Annotated in this window: 19 protein-coding genes and 3 pseudogenes; 14 read left to right on the top strand and 8 right to left on the bottom strand. The window is 61.9% G+C overall.

The window, feature by feature from the left end:
• Positions 1-346: 346 nt before the first annotated feature.
• Genes hemG through pepQ form a run of 4 tightly spaced genes read right to left on the bottom strand, consistent with a single transcriptional unit; the run spans position 347 to position 4312 of the window.
• Positions 347-871, bottom strand: coding sequence for a menaquinone-dependent protoporphyrinogen IX dehydrogenase (gene hemG / locus J9892_RS19150; RefSeq protein WP_029313439.1), 525 nt, complete (start codon positions 869-871; stop codon positions 347-349).
• Between the two features lie 7 nt (positions 872-878).
• Entirely contained in the window at positions 879-2336 is a 1458-nt protein-coding gene (locus J9892_RS19145) for a TrkH family potassium uptake protein (protein ID WP_201970263.1), read from the bottom strand.
• Positions 2337-2372: 36 nt separating this feature from the next.
• Entirely contained in the window at positions 2373-2990 is a 618-nt protein-coding gene (locus tag J9892_RS19140; RefSeq protein ID WP_201970264.1) for a YigZ family protein, read from the bottom strand.
• Positions 2990-4312 (bottom strand): Xaa-Pro dipeptidase, encoded by a 1323-nt coding sequence (gene pepQ, locus J9892_RS19135; RefSeq protein WP_210538722.1) that lies wholly within the window; start codon positions 4310-4312, stop codon positions 2990-2992. Before pepQ ends, J9892_RS19140 begins: the two co-directional genes overlap by 1 nt.
• Positions 4313-4508: 196 nt before the next feature.
• On the opposite strand from pepQ, the gene J9892_RS19130 reads away from it, so the two are divergent.
• The 6 genes from J9892_RS19130 (at position 4509) to J9892_RS19105 (ending at position 13872) form a co-directional block, all read left to right on the top strand.
• Positions 4509-6446: an acetoacetate--CoA ligase gene (locus J9892_RS19130; RefSeq protein ID WP_210538721.1), complete on the top strand. Its 1938-nt coding sequence runs from the start codon at positions 4509-4511 to the stop codon at positions 6444-6446.
• Between the two features lie 204 nt (positions 6447-6650).
• A complete protein-coding gene (fadB, locus tag J9892_RS19125) occupies positions 6651-8798 on the top strand; it encodes a fatty acid oxidation complex subunit alpha FadB (RefSeq protein WP_210538720.1) in 2148 nt (715 codons plus the stop codon).
• On the top strand, positions 8799-9983 hold the full coding sequence (gene fadA, locus J9892_RS19120; protein ID WP_210538719.1) for an acetyl-CoA C-acyltransferase FadA: 1185 nt from the start codon (positions 8799-8801) through the stop codon (positions 9981-9983).
• 347 nt (positions 9984-10330) lie between these two features.
• Complete coding sequence (locus tag J9892_RS19115; protein ID WP_010672413.1) at positions 10331-11053, top strand: response regulator transcription factor; 723 nt, start codon at positions 10331-10333, stop codon at positions 11051-11053.
• Between the two features lie 113 nt (positions 11054-11166).
• The gene (locus J9892_RS19110) at positions 11167-12612 is read left to right on the top strand and encodes an ATP-binding protein (protein ID WP_210538718.1); all 1446 of its coding nucleotides are present in this window, start codon (positions 11167-11169) and stop codon (positions 12610-12612) included.
• Positions 12613-12615: 3 nt separating this feature from the next.
• Positions 12616-13872 (top strand): ABC transporter substrate-binding protein, encoded by a 1257-nt coding sequence (locus tag J9892_RS19105; RefSeq protein ID WP_045522564.1) that lies wholly within the window; start codon positions 12616-12618, stop codon positions 13870-13872.
• Between the two features lie 44 nt (positions 13873-13916).
• Here the strand turns inward: J9892_RS19105 and J9892_RS19100 are convergent, their stop codons facing one another.
• Positions 13917-14108 (bottom strand): hypothetical protein, encoded by a 192-nt coding sequence (locus tag J9892_RS19100; RefSeq protein ID WP_010672410.1) that lies wholly within the window; start codon positions 14106-14108, stop codon positions 13917-13919.
• 281 nt (positions 14109-14389) lie between these two features.
• Here J9892_RS19100 and tusA point away from each other — a divergent pair, with 281 nt between their 5' ends.
• From tusA to J9892_RS19075, 5 genes and pseudogenes are all read left to right on the top strand, one after another.
• Positions 14390-14635: a sulfurtransferase TusA gene (tusA, locus tag J9892_RS19095; protein WP_041214136.1), complete on the top strand. Its 246-nt coding sequence runs from the start codon at positions 14390-14392 to the stop codon at positions 14633-14635.
• Between the two features lie 18 nt (positions 14636-14653).
• Complete coding sequence (locus tag J9892_RS19090; RefSeq protein ID WP_045522565.1) at positions 14654-15001, top strand: RidA family protein; 348 nt, start codon at positions 14654-14656, stop codon at positions 14999-15001.
• A 28-nt stretch (positions 15002-15029) separates the two neighbouring features.
• Positions 15030-15119: pseudogene (locus J9892_RS19085) on the top strand (endoribonuclease L-PSP); the annotation flags it as partial.
• A gap of 28 nt (positions 15120-15147) precedes the next feature.
• Positions 15148-15237 (top strand): annotated as a pseudogene (locus J9892_RS19080) (endoribonuclease L-PSP); the annotation flags it as partial.
• A 28-nt stretch (positions 15238-15265) separates the two neighbouring features.
• A pseudogene (locus J9892_RS19075) lies at positions 15266-15355 on the top strand (endoribonuclease L-PSP); the annotation flags it as partial.
• 138 nt (positions 15356-15493) lie between these two features.
• On the opposite strand, the gene J9892_RS19070 reads toward J9892_RS19075, so the two are convergent.
• Together J9892_RS19070 and J9892_RS19065 are read right to left on the bottom strand one after the other, a co-directional pair.
• On the bottom strand, positions 15494-16150 hold the full coding sequence (locus tag J9892_RS19070; RefSeq protein WP_103244020.1) for an OmpA family lipoprotein: 657 nt from the start codon (positions 16148-16150) through the stop codon (positions 15494-15496).
• A 161-nt stretch (positions 16151-16311) separates the two neighbouring features.
• Positions 16312-16554 (bottom strand): hypothetical protein, encoded by a 243-nt coding sequence (locus J9892_RS19065; protein WP_053288899.1) that lies wholly within the window; start codon positions 16552-16554, stop codon positions 16312-16314.
• A gap of 431 nt (positions 16555-16985) precedes the next feature.
• Here J9892_RS19065 and J9892_RS19060 point away from each other — a divergent pair, with 431 nt between their 5' ends.
• Positions 16986-17546: a cysteine hydrolase family protein gene (locus tag J9892_RS19060; protein WP_103244019.1), complete on the top strand. Its 561-nt coding sequence runs from the start codon at positions 16986-16988 to the stop codon at positions 17544-17546.
• 54 nt (positions 17547-17600) lie between these two features.
• On the opposite strand, the gene J9892_RS19055 is transcribed toward J9892_RS19060, so the two are convergent.
• A complete protein-coding gene (locus tag J9892_RS19055) occupies positions 17601-18179 on the bottom strand; it encodes a DNA-3-methyladenine glycosylase I (RefSeq protein WP_103244018.1) in 579 nt (192 codons plus the stop codon).
• 187 nt (positions 18180-18366) lie between these two features.
• Here J9892_RS19055 and glyQ point away from each other — a divergent pair, with 187 nt between their 5' ends.
• Positions 18367-19290, top strand: a complete 924-nt coding sequence (glyQ, locus tag J9892_RS19050) for a glycine--tRNA ligase subunit alpha (RefSeq protein WP_042017395.1) — start codon at positions 18367-18369, stop codon at positions 19288-19290.
• 9 nt (positions 19291-19299) lie between these two features.
• On the top strand, positions 19300-21381 hold the full coding sequence (gene glyS / locus J9892_RS19045; protein WP_103244017.1) for a glycine--tRNA ligase subunit beta: 2082 nt from the start codon (positions 19300-19302) through the stop codon (positions 21379-21381).
• The last annotated feature ends 65 nt before the right edge of the window (positions 21382-21446 follow it).

The raw sequence follows: 21446 nt of genomic DNA, 5'->3' as shown, positions 1-21446 counted from the left end.
TGTTTTTGATGCTCGATGCTGTGAGTGCCCACACAGATTGCTTGATTCAAATTGTTAAAGAGCGTCACGCTTATCGCGTTGAGGAGGCGCATCTTACGCTCCTCACTTCGAAAGTCAAGCGGTTGTTTTCGCTTTTCTTTCGGCGCTGACTTCCTAAGGAAGCTAGCTCATCAGGTTGGCGTGGTCCGCCGTGCTGGTAGGGGCGCATTATAGGGAGCCGCGCCGGGATGACAAGGGCTATTTTGCGAAAAATAGTCCTTTTTACCGTTTTGCGGCTCGAACGCCTACTTATCAAACAAAAAGCCCTGCTTACGCAGGGCTCTGGCCGCTCTGAATGACGTCACTGTTACTTTTTTGACCAAAATTCACGGGCAAAGCCGCGCACCTTGTCCCAGTCGGTGAATTCCAGATCCTTGCTGGTATCCGTGCTGCCCCCGGTGATCTTCATGATCAACTGGATGATGCGGGTCTGCCACCAGTTGTAACGGGAGTACTGCAATGCCCCGGCAAACACCCCCAGAGTTTTAGGCTTCCAGGGAGAGAGGCGCAGAAACTTCTTCATGTAGGCGTTGGTCTGCGGCGTCTGCTTCTCGGGCTTGCGTGCCGTCAGGTTCACGCAGAAGAACGCCGCATTGGCTACTTCCAGCTGTTCATGATGTGCGTGTATGAAGCTGAGCAGGCTGGGGTGGAAGTTACCGTAGCGAATGGAAGCGCCAATCAACACCTTGGCATACTTGCTAAGGTTGCACATGGGCAGGGTGTGCAGGTCGTGCATCACCACTTCGCATCCTGATATTTCCTCCAGCATGACATCCACGATTTTCCGCGTTTGCCCGTCCCGGGAAGAATAAAGCACCAAAATCTTGTCCATACCAACCTCAACTACGCCAGAATGCAGGAGTAAACAGTACCAGAAGTGTGAAGATTTCCAATCGACCAAACAACATGGCCACGATCAATATCCACTGTGCAGTGGCCGAGATATTGCCGAAGTTGGCCGACACCTCCCCCAGACCCGGCCCCACGTTGGTGAATGCCGCAGCCACGGCGGAGAAGGCCGTCACTTCGTTCAGCCCCGTCATCAGCAGCAACAACATGAAGATGAAGAACAGGATGATGTAGGTGGCAAAGTAGCCCCAGACCGCTTCCACGATCCGTTCCGGTACGGCACGCCGCCCCAGCTTCAAGGTGTAGATGGCCCGCGGATGCACCAGCCGTTTGAGTTCACGCATCCCCTGCAGGAACAGGATCATGAAGCGCATCACCTTGATGCCCCCCCCGGTACTGCCGGCGCAGCAGCCGATGAAGGCTGAGAACATCAACAGCATGGGCAGAAAGGAGGGCCACTCCGCATAGCTGGTCGTGCTGTAGCCGGTGGTCGTGCCCAGTGACACCGCCTGGAACAGACCGTGGTTGAGCGCCTCCTGCCAGGTGGCGTAATGACCGTGGAACAGCAGAGAGACGAAACAGATCAGCACCAGCACGCACTGGATGCTCAGAAACACTTTGAGCTCCGAGTCCCGCAGATAGCTGCTCACGCGCACCGGCTTGTGGGCAAATACCATGAAGTGAAGCGCGAAGTTGACGCTCGCCAGCAACAGGAACACCACTGTGATCAGGTTGATGGCCGGGCTGTTGAAGAAACCGATGCTGGCGTCGTGGGTCGAGAACCCCCCAACCGACAAGGTGGAGAAGGAGTGGCAGATGGCATCGAACAGCGTCATCCCCGCCATCCAGTACGCGAGAGCGCAGAGGGAAGTCAGCAACAGATAGATGAACCAGAGCGCCTTGGCCGTCTCGGCGATGCGCGGGGTCACCTTGTTGTCCTTGACGGGCCCCGGGATCTCGGCGCGATAGAGCTGCATGCCCCCGATACCCAGCAGTGGCAGCACGGCCACCGCCAGCACGATGATCCCCATGCCACCGAGCCATTGCAGCAGCTGGCGGTAGAAGAGAAACGCCTTGGGCAGATTGTCCAGCCCGGTCAGCACCGTTGCGCCCGTGGTAGTCAGGCCGGAAAACGACTCGAAAAATGCCTCCGAGACCGACATGTTCGGCACGTCGCTGATGATGAAGGGGACGGCACCCACGCTCCCCAGCACCACCCAGAACAGCACCACGATGAGGAAGCCTTCCTTGGACCTGAGTTCCTTTTTCTGGTGGCGGTTGGGGAACCAGAGCAGGAGGCCGAGCAGGAGGGCTATGACGAAGGAGTTGACGAACTCAGTACCACCGCCATCACGATACCCAAAAGCGACCATCGCGGGCAGCAGCATGGTCGAGCTGAACAGGGCAACCAGCAGACCGACGATACGAATGATGCTCAGAATCTGCATTCCGGCTCCCTCTTCAGACTAAAAGAGCGATGGATTCTAGCCATCTAAGGGACGAAGGGATACCCGACCCTGGGTCCGGTCGGTCAATTCCTGTGCGATACGGGCCCAGAGTGCAGACTCCCACGCTACCTGAAGGGTGACGCTGGCACCATAATCGGCCACCAGCAACTGCCCTTGATGGGCAGAGATGAGGGACTCCACGGCCCCCATGTCGGTGTAGTCACACTGGATCACGGAAGAGGTCAGCTGACGCTTGATACAGGTTTCAAGTTGCTTGAGTGCTGCCCCCACACCACCGCCATAGGCCTTGACCAGGCCACCGGTCCCCAGCAGCACTCCACCGTAATAGCGCACCACCACGGCGGCGACTTCACCCAGACCGGCCCCCATCAACTGGGCCAGCATGGGTTTGCCCGCTGTGCCCGAGGGTTCGCCATCATCACTGAAACCATAAACCTGGCTGTCTTGGGGGGCGCCGGCGACAAAAGCCCAGCAGTGATGCCGGGCTCCCGGGTGTTGCTGTTTGATCTCGTCTATCCAGGCCTTGGCGGCCTCGACGGTCGGAGTGTGGGCGATGTAGGTAATGAAGCGGCTCTTCTTGATCTCTTCGCTCACATCCAGCGGGGCTGCCGGTATGGGGTAATCCGTCGCCATCAGAGCCCTGCTTGTCTGGTCAGGTTCTCCACCCCGTTGGCATGCAGCACCACGTTGTCCTCGATGCGAATGCCACCATAGGGACGCAGCGCCTCCACCTTGTTCCAGTTGACCCGCTTGCCCTGCTCACCCTGGCGCAGCGGCTCCAGCAGGCTGTCGATGAAGTAGAGACCCGGCTCTATGGTGAAGACCTGACCCACTTCCATCACCCGGGTGCAGCGCAGATAAGGGAACTGCTCGGGGGCCGCCAGGTGGGTGCCGCGCTCATCCTGCATGAAGCCGCCGACATCGTGTACCTGCAGGCCGAGGAAGTGGCCGAGACCGTGGGGGAAGAAGACATTGGTCACCCCGGTGTGGATCATCTCGTCCACCGACATGTCTACCAGTTCGGTGGCTTGCAGCAGGCGCGCCAGCCTGTGGTGCATCTGCAGGTGCAGCTCGCTGTAGCGGCGGCCCGGCTTGATCTCGTCGATGATCTCCTGTTGCTGTGCATCCAGCGCAGCAATCAGATCGGCGAACTCGCCGCGGCGCCAGGCCCAGGTCCGGGTAATGTCGGAGGCATAACCGTGCACGTCCACACCGGCATCGATGAGGAAGGAGTAACGCTCCGCATCCGGCACCCGCTGGGTGGAGAGATGGGTGTAGTGCAGGATGGCCGCATTGCGGTTGATGGCAACAATGTTGCCGTAGGGCGCCTCATTGGCCCCCTGTCCGACCGCCTTCATGTAGGCCAGGTTGATCTCGAACTCGCTCGCCCCCGCCATGAAGGAGTCCTTGGCCGCGATGTGACCGCGCACGCCGATGCGGTTGGCATCGCGAAGACATTCCAGCTCATAGGGCGTCTTGCAGGCACGGTGGTAGTGCAGGTAGTTGAGGACCGCCTCCGGATTGGGCTGACCCAGTCCCAGCAGCTCGGCCACTTCCAGATGGCCGCCCAGATAGGCCCACTCCTGCTTGTTGGCCGGCAGGTGATCGGCAACCTGCTCCGGGCGAGTCAGGAAGCGAATGTCGAAGAAGTCGACCCAGAAGGCGTTGGGCAACTCCGCCACCTTGTGCCAGAAGTCCACCGGCCGGTAGAACAGCAGCACCGGCTTGCTCACGCCATCCACCAGCAACCAGCAGTGAGGGTTGTCCAGCACCGGCAGCCAGGCCTTGAACTGGGGATTCACCTTGAAGGGATAATCCTGATCATCGAGGAAGATACGATGAGTCTGGCCGGAGTGGATGGCGAGACCGCCAAGACCCTGTTGTTGCAGGATGTCGCGGGTACGCTGCTGAAGGGTGTCGAGATGCTGGGCAAAAAGTTGGCTGTAACTGCTCATGGCGTCCTGCTCCGGGCGAATGTGACTTCAGCATAACATCAAGCGAATCAAGGCTCGAGCCACCCGGCTTTCGCTTCGTGAGGTAACGCATAGGTTACAGGCTTTTTGTTATGAAAATAAAACAGGCAATTAACAAACAAAGAACAATTCAATACACTGCCCACAGACAGTAGATATCAGCCGTCAGGAACGACTCATGCAAAACCTTTGTCTGTGGACACCGGATCAGGACAGGATGCAGCACTCCAACCTCCACCAGTTCATGGCCGAGGTCAATCACTTCCATGGCCTGCAACTGCGCAGCTATACCGACCTGTATCAATGGTCGGTGGAGAAGACCACCCGCTTCTGGCCCCTGGTGTGGCAGCACTGCGGCGTCAAGGGCGAGCTTGGCAACATTGTGGCGGAGAACCGCCAGGATATGCAGCGCGCCCGCTGGTTCCCCGACAGCCAGCTCAACTTCGCCGAGAACCTGCTGCGCCGTCAGGATGAGAGCCCGGCCATTATCTCCCGCATCGAAGGGGGCCCGAGCCGGACCCTGAGCTGGCATCAGCTGGCAGATCAGGTCGCCCGCCTGGCCCAGTGGCTTCGCAGCCAGGGCATAGGCCGAGGTGATGTGGTCGCAGCCTACCTGCCCAATATCCCGGAAACCGTGGTGGCCATGCTGGCAACCACCAGCCTCGGCGCGATCTGGACCTCCACCAGCCCCGATTTTGGCGAGGCCAGCGTGGTGGAGCGCTTCGGCCAGACCCGTCCCAGGGTGCTGTTCGCGGTGGATGGCTACCGCTACGGCGGCAAGGCCATCGACATTCAGGACAAGGTGGCCAGCGTCGTCGGTCAGCTCGACAGCCTAGAGCAGACGGTGATGATCCGCCTGCTCGGCAACCCGCTGCAGCTTGGTCACGACTGGCAGCAATTGCTGGCAAGCCAGCATGATGCCCAGCTCGCCTTCGAGACCATGGCCTTCAACGACCCGCTCTATATCCTCTACTCCTCCGGCACCACCGGCAAACCCAAGTGCATCGTGCACGGCATTGGCGGCACCCTGCTGCAACACCTGAAAGAGCACCAGTTGCACTGCGACATCAAGCCGGGGGAGCGCATCTTCTACTTCACCACCTGTGGCTGGATGATGTGGAACTGGCTGGTGAGCGCCCTCGCCTCCGGCGCCACCCTGGTGCTCTACGATGGTTCCCCCTTCTACCCGGATGGCAACGTGTTATGGGATCTCGCACGAGACGAAGAGGTCGCCCTGTTCGGCACCTCGGCCAAGTATCTTGATGCGCTGCACAAGCAGGGTTATGCCCCCATAAAGACCCACGACCTGCCTGCCTTGCGCCTCATCTGCAGCACCGGATCCGTGCTGTCGCCGGAGGGGTTTGACTATGTCTACCAGCAGATAAAGCAGGATGTGCAGCTCAGCTCCATCTCTGGCGGCACCGACATCTGCTCCTGCTTCGTCATCGGCAACCCCTTGAGCCCCGTCTATCGCGGCGAGAGCCAGGGGCGCGGCCTTGGTCTCGCGGTGCAGGTATTCAACGAGGCGGGCCAGCCGGTGCTGGGGGAAAAGGGCGAGTTGGTCTGCACCAAGCCTTTCCCGGCCCAGCCCATCTACTTCTGGGGTGATGAGAACGGCGACAAATACCACGCCGCCTACTTCGAGCGGTTCGACAACATCTGGTGCCACGGGGACTGGATCGAGCTGACCCCGACTGGCGGCATTCTGTTCTACGGCCGCTCCGACGCGACCCTCAACCCGGGCGGCGTGCGCATCGGCACCAGCGAGATCTACCGCTATGTGGAACAACTCGACGAGGTGGAGGAGAGCATCGTCATCGGCCAGCAATGGAAACAGGACGAGCGGGTGGTGCTGTTCGTCAAGCTCAAGACGGGTTGCAAGCTGGACGACGGGCTGCGTGAGCGGATCTGCCAGCAGATCAAGCGGCACTGCACCGCCCGTCATGTGCCTGCCCGCATCCTGCAGGTGGATGCCATCCCCCGCACCAAGTCCGGCAAGATAGTGGAGCTGGCGGTGCGGGAAGTGGTGCACAACCGCCCCGTCAACAACACCCACGCCCTCGCCGATCCCGAGGTCTTGAACCAGTATCGCAACCGGCCGGAACTGGCCAGTTGATACCACGCTCATCTCCATCGGAGGCGCCGCAAGGCGCCTCTTTTTTGCCCGTTTTGTGATGAAGAGCTTTTACTCGATAACTGTTAAACAAATGTTTTAAATAGGTGTTGAAAATGTCTCCTTTTGGATCAATAGTGAGCCTCGCCCCCTGCTGGGGATAAAGGAGCACCATTCCCCACAGAGTGGGAACAAGGAGACACTCTCATGATCTACCAAGGCGAAACCCTGACGGTCAGCTACCTCGAAGACGGCATTGCCGAGCTGAGGTTCGATGCCCCGGGTTCAGTCAACAAGCTGGATCGCGCTACCCTGCTCTCCCTGAGCGAAGCGATCGCCGCATTACAGCAACAAGCCGATTTGAAGGGTCTGATCCTCACCTCCGGCAAAGACGCTTTCATCGTCGGCGCCGACATCACCGAATTCCTGGAACTGTTCGATCTGCCGCAAGAAGACCTGCTCGGCTGGCTGAAGAAGGCCAACGACATCTTCAGCGCCATCGAAGATCTGCCGGTGCCCACCCTCTCCGCCATCAAGGGTCACGCCCTGGGCGGCGGCTGCGAGACCATTCTCTCCACCGACTTCCGGCTGGCTGACACCAGCGCCAAAATCGGCCTGCCCGAGACCAAACTCGGCATCATGCCGGGCTTTGGCGGCACAGTCCGTCTGCCGCGGGTGATCGGCGCCGACAACGCGCTCGAGTGGATCACCACCGGCAAGGATTACCGTGCCGATGACGCCCTCAAGGTGGGTGCCATCGATGCCGTGGTCGCCCCCGACGCGCTGCAGAGCGCTGCGCTGCAGATGATCAAGGACGCGATCAAAGGCAAGCTGGACTGGCAGGGCCGCCGCGCCGCCAAGAAAGCCCCGCTGCGCCTCTCCAAACTGGAAGCCATGATGAGCTTCACCACCGCCGCCGGCATGGTTGCCGCAGTGGCGGGCAAACACTATCCGGCACCGATGACGGCGGTGAAAACCGTCGAGGCCGCCGCAGGTATGGGCCGTGACGAGGCTCTGGTGGCCGAGGCGCAAGGCTTTATCAAGCTGGCCAAGACCGATGTCGCCAAGGCACTGGTCGGTATCTTCCTCAACGATCAGCACATCAAGGCGCTGGCCAAGAAAGCTGCCAAACAGGCGAGCAAGGCCACTGGCCACGCCGCCGTACTGGGTGCCGGCATCATGGGCGGCGGCATCGCCTACCAGTCCGCCAGCAAGGGCATCCCGGCGGTGATGAAGGACATCAACGAGAAGGCGCTGGCACTTGGCATGAATGAGGCCACCAAGCTGCTCAACGGCCAGCTCGAGCGCGGTCACATCGACGGCATCAAGATGGGCCAGGTGCTCTCCGCTATCACGCCGACCCTGAGCTATGACAACGTCAAGCATGTGGACGTGGTGGTCGAAGCCGTGGTCGAGAACCCGAAAGTGAAGGCGGCCGTGCTGGGCGAAGTGGAAGGGATCATCGGCGAAGACGCTGTGCTCGCCAGCAACACCTCCACCATCCCCATCTCCCTGCTGGCCAAGGGACTGAAGCGCCCCGAGAATTTCTGCGGCATGCACTTCTTCAACCCGGTGCACCGCATGCCACTGGTGGAGATCATCCGCGGCGAGCAAACTTCCGATGAAACCATCAACCGCGTGGTGGCCTACGCCGCCGCCATGGGCAAGTCCCCGGTCGTGGTCAACGACTGCCCCGGCTTCTTCGTGAACCGCGTGCTGTTCCCCTACTTCTTCGGCTTCAACAAGCTGGTCGCCGATGGCGCCGACTTCGCCGCCGTCGACAAGGTGATGGAGAAGGAGTTTGGCTGGCCCATGGGCCCCGCCTACCTGCTGGACGTGGTCGGCATCGACACCGGCCACCATGCCGGTGACGTGATGGCGCAGGGCTTCCCGGCACGCATGAGCAAGGAAGGTCGTACCGCCATCGACGTGATGTACGAGGCGAGCCGCTTCGGTCAGAAGAACGGCAAGGGCTTCTACGCCTACGAGGCCGACAAGAAGGGCAAGCCGAAGAAGGTGGCCGACGCCGCTGCTTACGAGCTGCTGGCCCCCATCGCCAAGCCGAAGCAGGACTTTGACAAGGACGCCATCATCGCCCGCATGATGATCCCGATGATCAACGAGGTGGTGCTCTGTCTGGAAGAGGGCATAGTCGCCACGCCAGCCGAAGCCGACATCGCGCTGGTCTACGGTCTGGGCTTCCCTCCCTTCCGCGGCGGCGTGTTCCGCTATCTGGACACTATCGGTCTGGATCGCTACGTGGCCATGGCCGACCAGTATGCCGACCTGGGCCCGCTCTACCGCGTCAGCGACAAGCTGCGCGAGATGGCTGCCCAGGGCAAAACCTTCTACTGATTGCGGAAAGGAGATCCATTCATGAAAGACGTAGTCATTGTCGACTGTATCCGGACCCCCATGGGCCGGTCCAAGGGCGGCGCCTTCCGCAACGTGCGTGCAGAAGACTTGTCCGCGCACCTGATGAAATCCATCCTGCTGCGCAACCCCAACCTCGACCCGAACGAGATCGAGGACATCTACTGGGGCTGCGTGCAGCAGACCCTGGAGCAGGGCTTCAACATCGCCCGCAACGCCGCCCTGCTGGCCGGCATCCCGAAACAGGTGGGGGCGGTCACCGTCAACCGTCTGTGCGGCTCCAGTATGCAGGCGCTGCATGATGCCTCTCGCGCCATTCAGGTAGGTGATGGGGATATCTTCATCATCGGTGGCGTCGAGCACATGGGTCATGTGCCGATGAGCCACGGGGTAGACTTCCACCCCGGCATGGCCAAGTCGGTGGCGAAAGCCTCCGGCATGATGGGGTTGACCGCCGAGATGCTCGGCAAGCTGCACGGCATCAGCCGTCAACAGCAGGACGAGTTTGCCGCCCGCTCCCACCGCCGTGCCCACGCCGCCACCGTGGAAGGGCGTTTTGCCAAGGAGATCGTCGGGCTGGAAGGGCACGACGCCAGCGGCGCCCGCTTCTTCTACGACTATGACGAGGTGATCCGCCCCGAGACCACGGTCGAAACCCTGAGCCAGCTGCGCCCGGTGTTCGACCCGGTCAACGGTACCGTCACCGCCGGCACCTCCTCGGCCCTGTCCGATGGCGCCGCCGCCATGCTGGTGATGAGTGCGGATCGCGCCAAGGCCCTCGGCCTCACGCCCCGCGCCAAGGTTCGTGCCATGGCCATCGCCGGCTGCGACGCCGCCATCATGGGTTACGGCCCGGTTCCGGCGACCCAGAAGGCGCTCAAACGGGCCGGGCTGACCGTCGGCGACATCGACCTCTTCGAGCTGAACGAGGCGTTTGCCGCCCAGTCCCTCCCCTGCGTGAAGGATCTGGGTCTGCAAGACCTGGTGGATGAGAGGGTGAACCTCAACGGTGGCGCCATCGCCCTGGGTCACCCGCTCGGCTGCTCCGGTGCCCGCATCTCCACCACCCTGATCAACCTGATGGAAGAGAAGGACGCCACCCTGGGGGTCGCCACCATGTGCATCGGCCTGGGTCAGGGCATCGCCACCGTGTTCGAACGGGTGTAAGTGAATCACTCCTGACAGCTCACCGGTCAGGGACGCCGCCTCGAGGCGGCAACAACAGACAGAAGGCGGCCCTGCTTCCCGGCACAGCGGCCCCATCACGAATACCGGGTCGGCCTGCCGACCCTGCTGTCGAGTCTGTGGAACGCGCCACACGGGGTGCGCTCCTGCCGTCGGAATCTGCGTGTTGGCCGGCCCGTTTGGGTCGGCCTTTTTTATTCTTTTCCCGCGATCGGGGCCAATCCTGAGGCTATATTGCCCATAACTTCACATTAGAGGGGGGGCTTGCTTGCTTTTTGCTCCCCCGACAGGTTCAATCTGCACAAAAAAATGGGTGGATGCACATACATATGTCAACGAGCAAACAACTGCTTATCGTCGACGACGATCGGGAGATCCGCGAGCTGCTCAACGAGTACCTGACCCGGGCTGGTTTCGAGGTACTGACCGCGGCCGAAGGGAACGAGATGCGCCAACAACTGGCCCAGCACAGCCCGGACCTCATCATTCTGGACATCATGATGCCCGGCGACGACGGCTTTACCCTCTGCCAGCAGATCCGCCGCGACTCCCAGGTACCCATCATCATGCTGACCGCCGCCTCCGACGAGGCTGACCGGGTGATTGGGCTGGAACTTGGCGCCGACGACTACATCGCCAAGCCGTTCAGCCCGCGCGAACTGCAGGCCCGCATCAAGGCGCTGCTGCGCCGCGCCGAATTCCGCCAGCCGGAGAAAGAAAAGGAACCGAGCCGTCGGCTGCGCTTCGCCGAGTGGACCCTGGACACCCTGAGCCACCAGCTGACCCACGAAGATGGCAGCCTGCTGGATCTCTCCGGCAGCGATGCCCTGCTGCTCGGCATGTTCCTGCAACAGCCCGGCGTGGTCCTGGACCGGGATACCATCTCGGACGCCACCCGCGGTCGCGAGAGCCTGCCCATGGAGCGCGGCATCGATGTGCAGATCAGCCGCCTGCGCCAAAAGCTGGGTGACAACGGCAAGAGCCCGCGCATCATCAAGACCATTCGCGGCAGCGGCTACATGCTGATCGCCGAAGTCCACGAGATCCCGTAACAGACAGATGCTACGGCGAGACCTTGAACGGGCAGAAGAGAGACCCATCACGGGGCAACGGCAAGGCACAGAGGTAAGCACCCCATGCTGATCGACAAGAGACACACGCTGCCATGACGGGGCAGAAGTTCTGGCGGGCCCTGGTGCCCCGCTCCCTGCTGTCGCGGATGCTGCTGCTGCTGCTGCTCGCCATCCTGCTCTCCCAGACCATCCTCACCGGCATCTGGATGCAGCAGATCCAGAAGCGGGAGCTGGAGGGCATGCTCAGCACCACCCGCAACCTGGCGCTGTCGGCGGCTTCCACCGTCAACTTCTTCAAGTCCCTGCCCCTGCAATACCGCCACATCGCCCTGGATCAGCTGCGCAACATGGGGGGCAGCCGCTTCTTCGTCTCCCTGAACGAGGAAGAGATCCACATCAGCGCCATCCCCAACAGCGAGCGCAAGACGCTGGTGCTCAAAGAGGTGCAGGAGGTGCTCAGCCGCAAGCTCTCCGACGCCATGGCGATCAAGGTGGACTTCTCCCGCCCCGAGGAGCTGCACGTCTTCAACAACGACACCCTGCTGGCGGATCTTCCCTCCTCCTGGGCCCGCTACACCCTGTCCCTGGAGCCCATCAATCCGCCGGTGCTGGTGACCCAGATCGAGATAGAACCGGGGGAGTGGCTCTATCTGGCGGCCCTGCTGCCCGCCCCCTACATGACGCTGGATGACACCGTGATGCCAAGCAACCAGGTGCGTTTCATCGCCCTGATGACGGTCTTCCTCTGCTTCTTCACCTTCATGCTGGTGCGCTGGCAGACCCGCCCCCTGCGTCGCCTCGCCAAGGCGGCGGTCAACCTCGGCAAGGACATCGACCAGCCGTCCCTCAAAGAGGAGGGTGCCTCCGAAATCGTGGCGGCGACCCGCGCCTTCAACATCATGCAGCAGCGCATTCGCCGCTTCATCGACGACAGAGAGCGCCTCTTCAGCTCCATCTCCCACGACCTCAAGACCCCCATCACCCGGCTGCGACTGCGGGTCGAGCTGCTGGACGACGAGGTGCAGATCGCCAAGTTCAACAAGGACCTGGACGAGCTGGAGCTGATGGTCAAAGGGGCGCTGCAGACGGTCAAAGAGACGGACATTCACGAGAACCTTGAGCAGATCGACGTCAACGCCCTGCTGGAGCAGATGGCGGAGGCCATGAACCTGCACGAGGATCTGCTCACCATCGAGGGCCACTGCAAGTGGCCATATCGCGGCAAGCTGCTGGCCCTCAAGCGCTGCATCGGCAACCTGGTGGACAACGGCATCAAGTACGGCCAGAAGGTGCGCATCATCATCATGGATGACGAGGAGATGCTGATCCTCTTCATCATGGACGAGGGGCCCGGTCTGCCGGACGATCAGTTCGAGCGCATCTTCGAGCCCTACTACCGCCTCAGCACCGATGCCGCTGGCACCGGGCTGGGCCTTGGCATCGCCCGCAACATAGCCCACGCCCACGGCGGCGACCTGGTGCTGGAAAATCGCCCCCAGGGCGGCCTGCAGGCCACCCTCTCCCTACCAAGGCAGTAATGTATGAAGTGGTTGTCTTTTTCTGTCATCGCCCTGCTCTCCCTGCCCGTTTGTGCCTCCCAGGTGGAGGTATTGCACTGGTGGACCTCCGGCGGCGAGGCCAGGGCCGTGGAAGTGCTCAAGTCCGAGTGGGCCGAACAGGGCAACCAGTGGAACGACTTCGCGGTACAGGGGGGGGGCGGCAAGAGCGCCATGACGGTGCTCAAGAGCCGGGCCCTGGCGGCAAACCCGCCGGAGGCAGCCCACCTCAAGGGGTTCGAGCTGCACGAGTGGGGCAGCCTGGGCTTTCTGCGCGATCTCACCCCCATGGCCGAGCACCTCGGCTGGTACCCTCAGCTGCCCCCCATGGTGCGCGACACACTCAGCCAGAACGGCGCCCTGATGGCGGTCCCCACCGGCATCCACCGGGTCAACTGGCTGTGGCTCAACCGCAAGGTATTCGAGCAACAGGGGCTCAAGCCCCCCACCGACTGGGCCCAATTCGTGGCGGTGGCGGACAAGCTCAAGGAGAAGGGCATCACCCCCCTCGCCATCGGTAACGAACCCTGGCAGATCGCGGTGCTGTTCGAAACGGTGGCCCTCGGCGAAGGGGGCAAGACCTTTTATCGCAAGGCCTTCCTCGAACAGGACAGCGCCACCCTGACCGGCCCCGACATGGTGCGGGTGCTGACCCGCTTCCAGCAGTTGCGCGCTTATGTGCCCGAGAAATACGCCGGCCTGAAATGGCACCAGGCCACCAACCTGCTGGAGAGCGGCGGCGCCGCCATGCAGGTGATGGGGGACTGGGTGAAGGGAGAGCTGAGTGCAGGCAACTACCGCCCCGGCGAGGATATCGAGTGCTTGCCAAGCCCGGGCAGCCAGGGGCTGTTCAGCTACAACCTCGACTCCATCGCCATGTTCAAGCAGCGGGATCCCGCCCAGTTGCAGGCCCAGGGCGAGCTGGCCAGGCTGTTGATGACACCGCGCTTCCAAGAAGCGTTCAACCGGGTGAAGGGCTCCATCCCGGCGCTCATCAAGCCGGACATGAGCAAGTTCGATCGCTGCGCCATCCGCTCCTATCAGGACTTCCTCCACGCCGAGCAACAGGACAACCTGCTGCCCAGCATGGCGGAGGGGATGGCGGTGCCCACCAACATGCGCCAGGGGATCATGGATGTGCTGAGCAGCTTCTTCAACGACGCCAGGGCCAACCCCGAGCAGACGGCGCAGCAGCTGGAACGCGCCATGCGCTCGACCCGTTCCGGCGCGGAGCAGAAATGACAAAGGCGGACATCGTCCGCCTTTGAGTGCCGAGAGCCAGGCTCTCAGGAGGGATCGTTCTCGTCCTCATCCTCGTCGTAGTAGTCGCTGAGCTCGATCCAGAGCCCCAGCCCTATCATCACCATGGAGCCGAACCAGGTACCGGTATTACCGATCGGGCTGCCCAGCACTATCATGGCGAACGACAAGAACCCCATGCCTGCGTAGGCTTGCAATCTGCCGTAGGAGACCTGCATATTCACACCTCCTTGTTGAATATGGTTCAATTTTTATATTACTCATCGAGCGAAGCCTGGGTAGAGCCGGTTCACATTTTGGTAGCATATGCTGCATAACCGCCCCGTGGTTTGATTATTTTTTCGCCGTGAGTATCATTGCTGGCCGAATTGGTTGAAGGTTGATTATTGATGAGTGCTTTATTCTGCGACGCAACGCACGAGTTGGACGCAATCGGGCTTCGTTGCCCCGAACCCGTGACGATGGCGCGCAAGAAGGTGCGGCTGAAGGTTGATTATTCATGAGTACTGAATTCTGCAATGCGACCCACGAGCTGGACGCAATCGGGCTTCGTTGCCCCGAACCCGTGATGATGGTTCGCAAGAAAGTGCGGCTGATGGCGGATGGGGAGACCCTGCTGGTCAGCGCCGACGACCCCTCCACCACCCGTGACATTCCCAGCTTCTGCCGCTTCATGGACCATACCCTGGTCGCCAGCGAGACTGAGCAGGCCCCTTACCGCTACCTGATCCGCAAGGGTCAATAACCCTGTACCGGAGCAAACATGACAACCATTACCCGTATCGGGACCACCCAGCGCTGGTCTGATGTGGTCATCCACAACGGCACCCTCTACGTGGTGGAAGTGCCCGCCACCGAGACCGCCGACATTCACCAGCAGACCCGTGAAGTGCTGGAAAGCCTGCAGCGTTTGCTGGAAGCCAACGGTTCCGGCGTCGACAGGATCCTGATGGCCAACATCTATCTCAAGGACATTGAAGACATCGCCGCCTTCAACGCGCAGTGGGATGCCTGGATCCCGGCCGGCACAGCCCCCGTTCGCGCCTGTGTACAGGCCCGCCTCGCCCACGAAGGCTACAGGGTAGAAGTGCAGCTCACTGCCGCTGTCTAATCAAAACGGGATGCCTGGCTCCCCTGATGCAGACACCGCCCCCGTGCGCGCCTGCGTGCAGGCCCGTCTCGCCCACGAAGGCTACAGGGTGGAAGTACAGCTGACTGCCGCTGTCTAATCAAAACGGGATGCCTGGCTCCCCTGATGCCGACACAGCCCCCGTGCGCGCCTGCGTGCAGGCCCGTCTGGCCCACGAAGGCTACAGGGTAGAAGTGCAGCTGACTGCGGCGGTCTAAACAAAGCGGGATGCCTGGCTCCCCTGATGCAGACACAGCCCCCGTTCGTGCCTGCGTGCAGGCCCGTCTGGCCCACGAAGGCTACAGGGTGGAAGTACAGCTCACTGCCGCTGTCTAAGAGGCGGTTATCCCCTCATCCCCGACCCTTCTCCCGCAAGGGGAGAAGGGGGCAAGGAGCACAGGGCACGCACCGGCGCCAATAGAAAGGCCCCGCCATCGCTGGCGGGGCCTTTTTCATGGCATCGAACCGGGCCGCTTAGGTGGTCGGGGTCAGGGTGATGGTCACCCGACGGTTCTGGGCCTTGCCTTCGGCGGTGCTGTTGCTGGCCACCGGCTGATCCGGGCCCACACCGCTGATGGCGATGCGGCTGCCGGACACGCCCTGGCCGATCAGCTGGGCGGCGACGGCATCGGCGCGATCCCGGGAGAGCTTCATGTTCAGCTCGCGGGAGCCGGTGCTGTCGGTGTGACCGACCACGTTCAGACGGGTCTTGTCGAACTCGGCAACCACCAGGGCCACGCCGGACAGGGTGTTGGCACCGGCGGCTTTCAGCTGGGCGCTGGAGCTGTCGAAGGTGACGTTGTTCGGCATGTTGAGGATCAGCTGATCACCGTTGCGGGTCACGCTGACGCCGGTGCCTTGCAGCTTCTCGCGCAGCTTGGCTTCCTGCACATCCATGTAGTAACCGATACCACCACCCAGGGCCGCACCGGCGGCGACGCCAGTCAGGATGCCCTTTTTGCGGTCGCCCTTGCTGGAGGAGAGCGCCCCCACGGCTGCGCCGGTCGCCGCACCCGCCAACGCGCCCCAGGCGCCCTTGGAGGTCTGGGATTCACCGGTATAGGGGTTGGTGGTACAGCCAGTGATGGCGACGGTCAGGGCAAGTGCAGGAACCAGTTTCTTGAAATGCATGAAAAAACCTCTGAAAAAGAACGACTCTAGCCGATAGCCGCGCATTCTAACCCAGAGAGGCGCCAGAGTGTGACGCGCGCATTGCGAAGATGGGCAGGGGGCAAAACGCCCCCTGCCCCTTGCGACTTACCCGGTGCAGGCCATCTTCGGACGGGCCCGCCTCAATATTTGATCTCCCGGGCCTTGTCTCGCCCCTCCTGCTTGTTGTCACGATGCTCCTGGCGGCAGTCGGCATTGCCCACCACCCCCTCACGACACGCCTGTTTCGCGTCACGGGACTCCTGACGGGTATCCTGACGCACATCGCGGGCGTCACGGCGCTCCTGGGCCTGCTTGGTGGCCTGTGCAGGCAGGGCGGCCAGCAAGGCGGTGGCGGCAAGCAGGGCCAATACGGACTTCTTCATGATGGCTCCTTCGCCAGACAACCTGAACCGGTCCGGCGTCTTTCAATGATAGGGGAGGGGCAGGATCCCGGTAGCGCAACCTCGGCCCTCGGGGACGTCGTCTGTGCAGCCTCGGACCTTCTTGCACAGGGCCGGCTTCCCCTCGTGTTTGCCCTGACGAGCAACATCATCCCCGGGGTACAGCCGATCAGGCTCAGACAACCGGGGAAGAGAGGGCGGCGGCGCTCAGTGACACGGGATTCCCTCGTGATGACGATCCCGATGGTGAACCCGTGTGACTGTATCCCGGCTGTACCGAGGGGCGAAAAGGCCCCAGGCCCGGTGCAACGGAACATGCTCCCGGGGTCTGGAGTGGTTGCCCCCCATATGCGGGTTGTCTCATAAGAGCCCATGGCCCCAGAGTGGGTGACATTTCTCACGGAGCCATGACCATGTCGTCCCTTTCCCGCCCCGCGCTGCTCATCATCGACATCCAGGTGGGCCTCCTTCACGGCCCGGAAGCCCCCCATGCCGGGGCCGAGACCCTGGCCAACATCAATCGCCTGAGCCAGGCGGCCCGCAGTGCCGCTCTCCCTGTGCTGGCGGTGCGCCACACGGGCCCGGCCGGCAGCCCCATCGCCGCCGGCAGTCCGTTCTGGCAGCTTGCGCCTGAGCTGGTCGTCGGCGAGGCCGATCGGGTGTTCGACAAGCAGCGCCCCAGCGCCTTCCATGGCACCGGTCTCGATGGCTGGCTGAAAGAGGACGGCGTGCAGACCCTGATCGTCACCGGCATGAAGACCCAGTACTGCATCGACACCACCTGCCGGGCGGCGGCAGATCTCGGCTACACCGTAGTGCTGGTGAGCGATGCCCATACCTGCATGGACACGCCGCAACTGACCGCCCCCCAGATCATCGCCCATCACAACGCCACCCTGGCCGGCCCCTTCGTGCGGCTGATGAGCAGCGACGAGGTGTGCGAGGCGCTCGGCCGCACCCTTGAGCCCTGCTGATTCAGAGCAAAAAAGAAGGGAGGCCTGAGCCTCCCTTCTTCGTGCATTTCCCCTTCACGTCACCGCTGCTTGCTGGCACTCGGCGTGGCAAGGGCAGGTCACCAGATGATCGTTCACCATGCCCACCGCCTGCATGAAGGCGTAGCAGATGGTGCTGCCGACGAAGGTGAAGCCGCGCTTCTTGAGGGCCTTGGACATGGCATCCGACTCCGGCGAGGTCGCCGGAATGTCGCCGTTGCCCTGACGCTGGTTGACGATGGGGGCGCCGCCGACAAAGCTCCACAGATAATCGACGAAGTCGATGCCCTCGGCCTCCAGCGCCAGATAGGCGCGGGCATTTTTGATGATCGACTGCACCTTGAGCCGGTTGCGGATGATGCCGGTATCCTGCATCAGCCGTTCCACATCCTGCTCGTCGAACTGCACGATGCGCACCGGATCAAAATCCGCATAGGCGCGATGGTAGCTCTCGGTGCGCTTGAGGATGGTGATCCACGACAGCCCCGCCTGTTGACCATCGAGGCAGAGCTTGGCAAACAACTCGCGGGCGTCATACACCGGCCTGCCCCACTGCTTGTCATGGTATTCGATGTATTCCGGGTCTCTGGTCACCCAGGCGCAGCGCAGTTCCATTTCCTCTCCCCTGTTTTTCATCGGCCATCGGCAGGCCGCTTGCGTCGGCGACATCATAGGGCAAGCGGCAACATAGCCCCACTAATCCCCTGTAATTTCGCCTATTATCCGACCATGCCAGACGGTATACTCCCTCGGTTCACATTCAGCAAATCTTGCTCTGATTTCATTTCGCGCGAAAAACACTATGCAAAAATTCGATGTCAAAACCTTTCAGGGCCTGATCCTGCAGTTGCAGGACTATTGGTCCCGCCAGGGCTGTACCATCATTCAGCCGCTGGATATGGAAGTGGGTGCCGGTACCTCCCACCCCATGACCTGCCTGCGCGCCCTGGGCCCGGAGCCCATCGCCTGCGCCTACGTACAACCGTCCCGCCGTCCGACTGACGGCCGCTACGGTGAGAACCCGAACCGCCTGCAGCACTACTACCAGTTCCAGGTGATCATCAAGCCCTCCCCCGACAACATTCAGGAACTCTACCTCGGCTCCCTGAAAGAGTTAGGTCTGGATCCCGAGATCCACGACATCCGCTTCGTGGAAGACAACTGGGAAAACCCGACGCTGGGTGCCTGGGGTCTGGGTTGGGAAGTGTGGCTGAACGGCATGGAAGTGACCCAGTTCACCTACTTCCAGCAGGTTGGCGGCCTCGAGTGCAAGCCGGTCACCGGCGAGATCACCTACGGTCTCGAGCGTCTGGCCATGTACATCCAGGGCGTGGACAGCGTCTACGATCTGGTCTGGTCTGACGGCCCGCTGGGCAAGACCACCTACGGCGACGTGTTCCACCAGAACGAAGTGGAGCAATCCACCTACAACTTCGAACACGCCGACGTGGAGTTCCTGTTCCACTGCTTCGAGCAGTACGAGAAGGAAGCCCAGAATCTGCTGGCACTGGAAAAACCGCTGCCGCTGCCTGCCTACGAGCGCATCCTCAAGGCCGCTCACTCCTTCAACCTGCTGGATGCCCGCAAGGCCATCTCGGTCACCGAGCGTCAGCGCTACATCCTGCGCATTCGCACCCTGACCAAGGCCGTGGCAGAGGCATACTACGCCTCCCGCGAAGCGCTGGGTTTCCCCATGTGTCAGCGCACAGAGAACAAGCAAGGTTAAGGAACGGACATGGCACAACATACATTTCTGGTAGAGATCGGTACTGCTGAGCTGCCGCCCAAAGCCCTGCGCTCCCTGGCCGAAGCCTTTGCCGACAACTTCAAAGCCGAACTGACCAAGGCCGATCTGGCCTTCGGCGACGTCGAGTGGTTTGCTTCACCGCGCCGTCTGGCGCTGAAGGTAAGCGAGCTGGCTGGCGAACAGCCGAGCAAGAGCGTCGAGAAGCGCGGCCCTGCCGTCGCTCAAGCGTTCGATGCCGAAGGCAAGCCAACCAAGGCTGCCGAAGGCTGGGCCCGTGGCAACGGCATCACCGTTGAGCAGGCCGAGCGCCTGGTCACCGACAAGGGCGAGTGGCTGGTTCACACCGCCAAGGTCGAAGGCCGTCCGGCCAAAGAATTGCTGGGCGAACTGGTTAGCCAGGCGCTGGCCAAACTGCCGATCCCGAAAATGATGCGCTGGGGCGACAAGACCATCCAGTTCGTGCGTCCGGTCTTCACCGTGACCCTGCTGCTGGATGGCGAGCTGGTGCCCGCTCACATTCTGGGTATCGACTCTGCCCGCACCCTTCGCGGCCACCGCTTTATGGGCGAGAGCGAGTTCACCATCGACAACGCCAGCCAGTACCCGCAGATCCTGCAGGAGCGTGGCATGGTGATTGCCGACTTCATGGCGCGCAAGGCCAAGATCAAGGCTGACGTCGAAGCGGCCGCTGCCGCCTTCGGTGGCGTGGCCGATCTGGACGACGCCCTGCTGGAAGAAGTGACCGCACTGGTCGAGTGGCCTGTGGTGCTGACCGCCAACTTCGAAGAGAAGTTCCTGGCCGTGCCGGCCGAGGCGCTGGTGCACACCATGAAGGGTGACCAGAAGTACTTCCCGGTCTACGACAAGAACGGCAAGCTGCTGCCGAAGTTCATCTTCGTCACCAACATCGAGTCCAAAGACCCGAGCCAGATCATCAGCGGCAACGAAAAGGTGGTTCGCCCCCGTCTCTCAGACGCCGAGTTCTTCTTCAAGACCGACCTCAAGCAGACCCTGGCCTCCCGCCTGCCGCGCCTTGAAACCGTGCTGTTCCAGCAACAGCTGGGCACCGTCAAGGCCAAGGTCGAGCGCATCGAGACCGTCGCCGGCTTTATCGCCGAGCGCATCAGTGGTGGCGATAGTGCCGTCGTGACTCAGGCCCGCCGTGCCGGTCTGCTCTCCAAGTGTGACCTGATGACCAACATGGTCGGCGAGTTCACCGACACCCAGGGTGTCATGGGGATGCACTACGCCCGTCACGATGGCGAAGACGAAGCGGTTGCCGTGGCCCTCAACGAGCAGTACATGCCGCGCTTTGCCGGTGATGCCCTGCCGTCCGGTCTGGTTGCCTGCGCCGTCGCGCTGGCCGACAAGTTCGACACCCTGGCCGGTATCTTCGGCATCGGCATGCTGCCGAAGGGTGACAAGGATCCGTTCGCCCTGCGTCGCGCCGCCATCGGTGCCCTGCGCATCATGACCGAGAAGCAGCTGGATCTGGATCTGGTTGAACTGGTTGAAGAAGCGGTACGCGTCTACGGCGACAAGCTGACCAACAAAACCGTCGTCACCGACGTGGTCGACTTTATGCTGGGCCGCTTCCGCGCTGCCTATCAGGACGAAGGCATCGGTGCCGACGTGGTGCTGGCCGTACTGGCCCGCCGCCCGACCCGTCCGCTCGACTTCGATCGTCGCGTCAAGGCCGTCAGCCACTTCCGCACGCTGGATGCCGCACTGGCACTGGCTGCCGCCAACAAGCGCGTGAGCAACATTCTGGCCAAGGTCGAAGGCGAGTTGCCGACTGCCGTCAAACCGGAACTGCTGGTCGATGCTGCCGAGAAGGCGCTGGCCACCCAGGTTGCTGCACTGCAAGCCGAACTGGCCCCGCTGTTCGCCGCCGGTGACTATCAGGCTGCCCTCACCCGTCTGGCCGCCCTGCGCGAGCCGGTCGATACCTTCTTCAACGAAGTGATGGTGATGGCCGACGACGAGGCCCTCAAGGCCAACCGTCTGGCGCTGCTGAACAACCTGCGCAACCTGTTCCTGCAAGTCGCGGATATCTCCCTGCTGCAGTGATTCCGGTTGGGTAAGTGATATAAAAACGGCGCCGCGAGGCGCCGTTTATTTTATTGAAAACAGAC

Source organism: Aeromonas sp. Prich7-2, from assembly GCF_017939255.1.
GTDB classification, from domain to species: Bacteria; Pseudomonadota; Gammaproteobacteria; order Enterobacterales; family Aeromonadaceae; genus Aeromonas; species Aeromonas caviae.
Note: the sequence above shows the minus strand (reverse complement) of the source record. Positions and strands in the feature narration are given on the sequence as shown.

Coding starts and splice junctions, on each gene's coding strand:
- hemG (WP_029313439.1), bottom strand. CDS start 871: ATGGACAAGATTTTGGTGCTTTATTCTTCCCGGGACGGGCAAACGCGG.
- J9892_RS19145 (WP_201970263.1), bottom strand. CDS start 2,336: ATGCAGATTCTGAGCATCATTCGTATCGTCGGTCTGCTGGTTGCCCTG.
- J9892_RS19140 (WP_201970264.1), bottom strand. CDS start 2,990: ATGGCGACGGATTACCCCATACCGGCAGCCCCGCTGGATGTGAGCGAA.
- pepQ (WP_210538722.1), bottom strand. CDS start 4,312: ATGAGCAGTTACAGCCAACTTTTTGCCCAGCATCTCGACACCCTTCAG.
- J9892_RS19130 (WP_210538721.1), top strand. CDS start 4,509: ATGCAAAACCTTTGTCTGTGGACACCGGATCAGGACAGGATGCAGCAC.
- fadB (WP_210538720.1), top strand. CDS start 6,651: ATGATCTACCAAGGCGAAACCCTGACGGTCAGCTACCTCGAAGACGGC.
- J9892_RS19115 (WP_010672413.1), top strand. CDS start 10,331: ATGTCAACGAGCAAACAACTGCTTATCGTCGACGACGATCGGGAGATC.
- J9892_RS19110 (WP_210538718.1), top strand. CDS start 11,167: ATGACGGGGCAGAAGTTCTGGCGGGCCCTGGTGCCCCGCTCCCTGCTG.
- J9892_RS19105 (WP_045522564.1), top strand. CDS start 12,616: ATGAAGTGGTTGTCTTTTTCTGTCATCGCCCTGCTCTCCCTGCCCGTT.
- J9892_RS19100 (WP_010672410.1), bottom strand. CDS start 14,108: ATGCAGGTCTCCTACGGCAGATTGCAAGCCTACGCAGGCATGGGGTTC.
- tusA (WP_041214136.1), top strand. CDS start 14,390: ATGAGTACTGAATTCTGCAATGCGACCCACGAGCTGGACGCAATCGGG.
- J9892_RS19090 (WP_045522565.1), top strand. CDS start 14,654: ATGACAACCATTACCCGTATCGGGACCACCCAGCGCTGGTCTGATGTG.
- J9892_RS19070 (WP_103244020.1), bottom strand. CDS start 16,150: ATGCATTTCAAGAAACTGGTTCCTGCACTTGCCCTGACCGTCGCCATC.
- J9892_RS19065 (WP_053288899.1), bottom strand. CDS start 16,554: ATGAAGAAGTCCGTATTGGCCCTGCTTGCCGCCACCGCCTTGCTGGCC.
- J9892_RS19060 (WP_103244019.1), top strand. CDS start 16,986: ATGTCGTCCCTTTCCCGCCCCGCGCTGCTCATCATCGACATCCAGGTG.
- J9892_RS19055 (WP_103244018.1), bottom strand. CDS start 18,179: ATGGAACTGCGCTGCGCCTGGGTGACCAGAGACCCGGAATACATCGAA.
- glyQ (WP_042017395.1), top strand. CDS start 18,367: ATGCAAAAATTCGATGTCAAAACCTTTCAGGGCCTGATCCTGCAGTTG.
- glyS (WP_103244017.1), top strand. CDS start 19,300: ATGGCACAACATACATTTCTGGTAGAGATCGGTACTGCTGAGCTGCCG.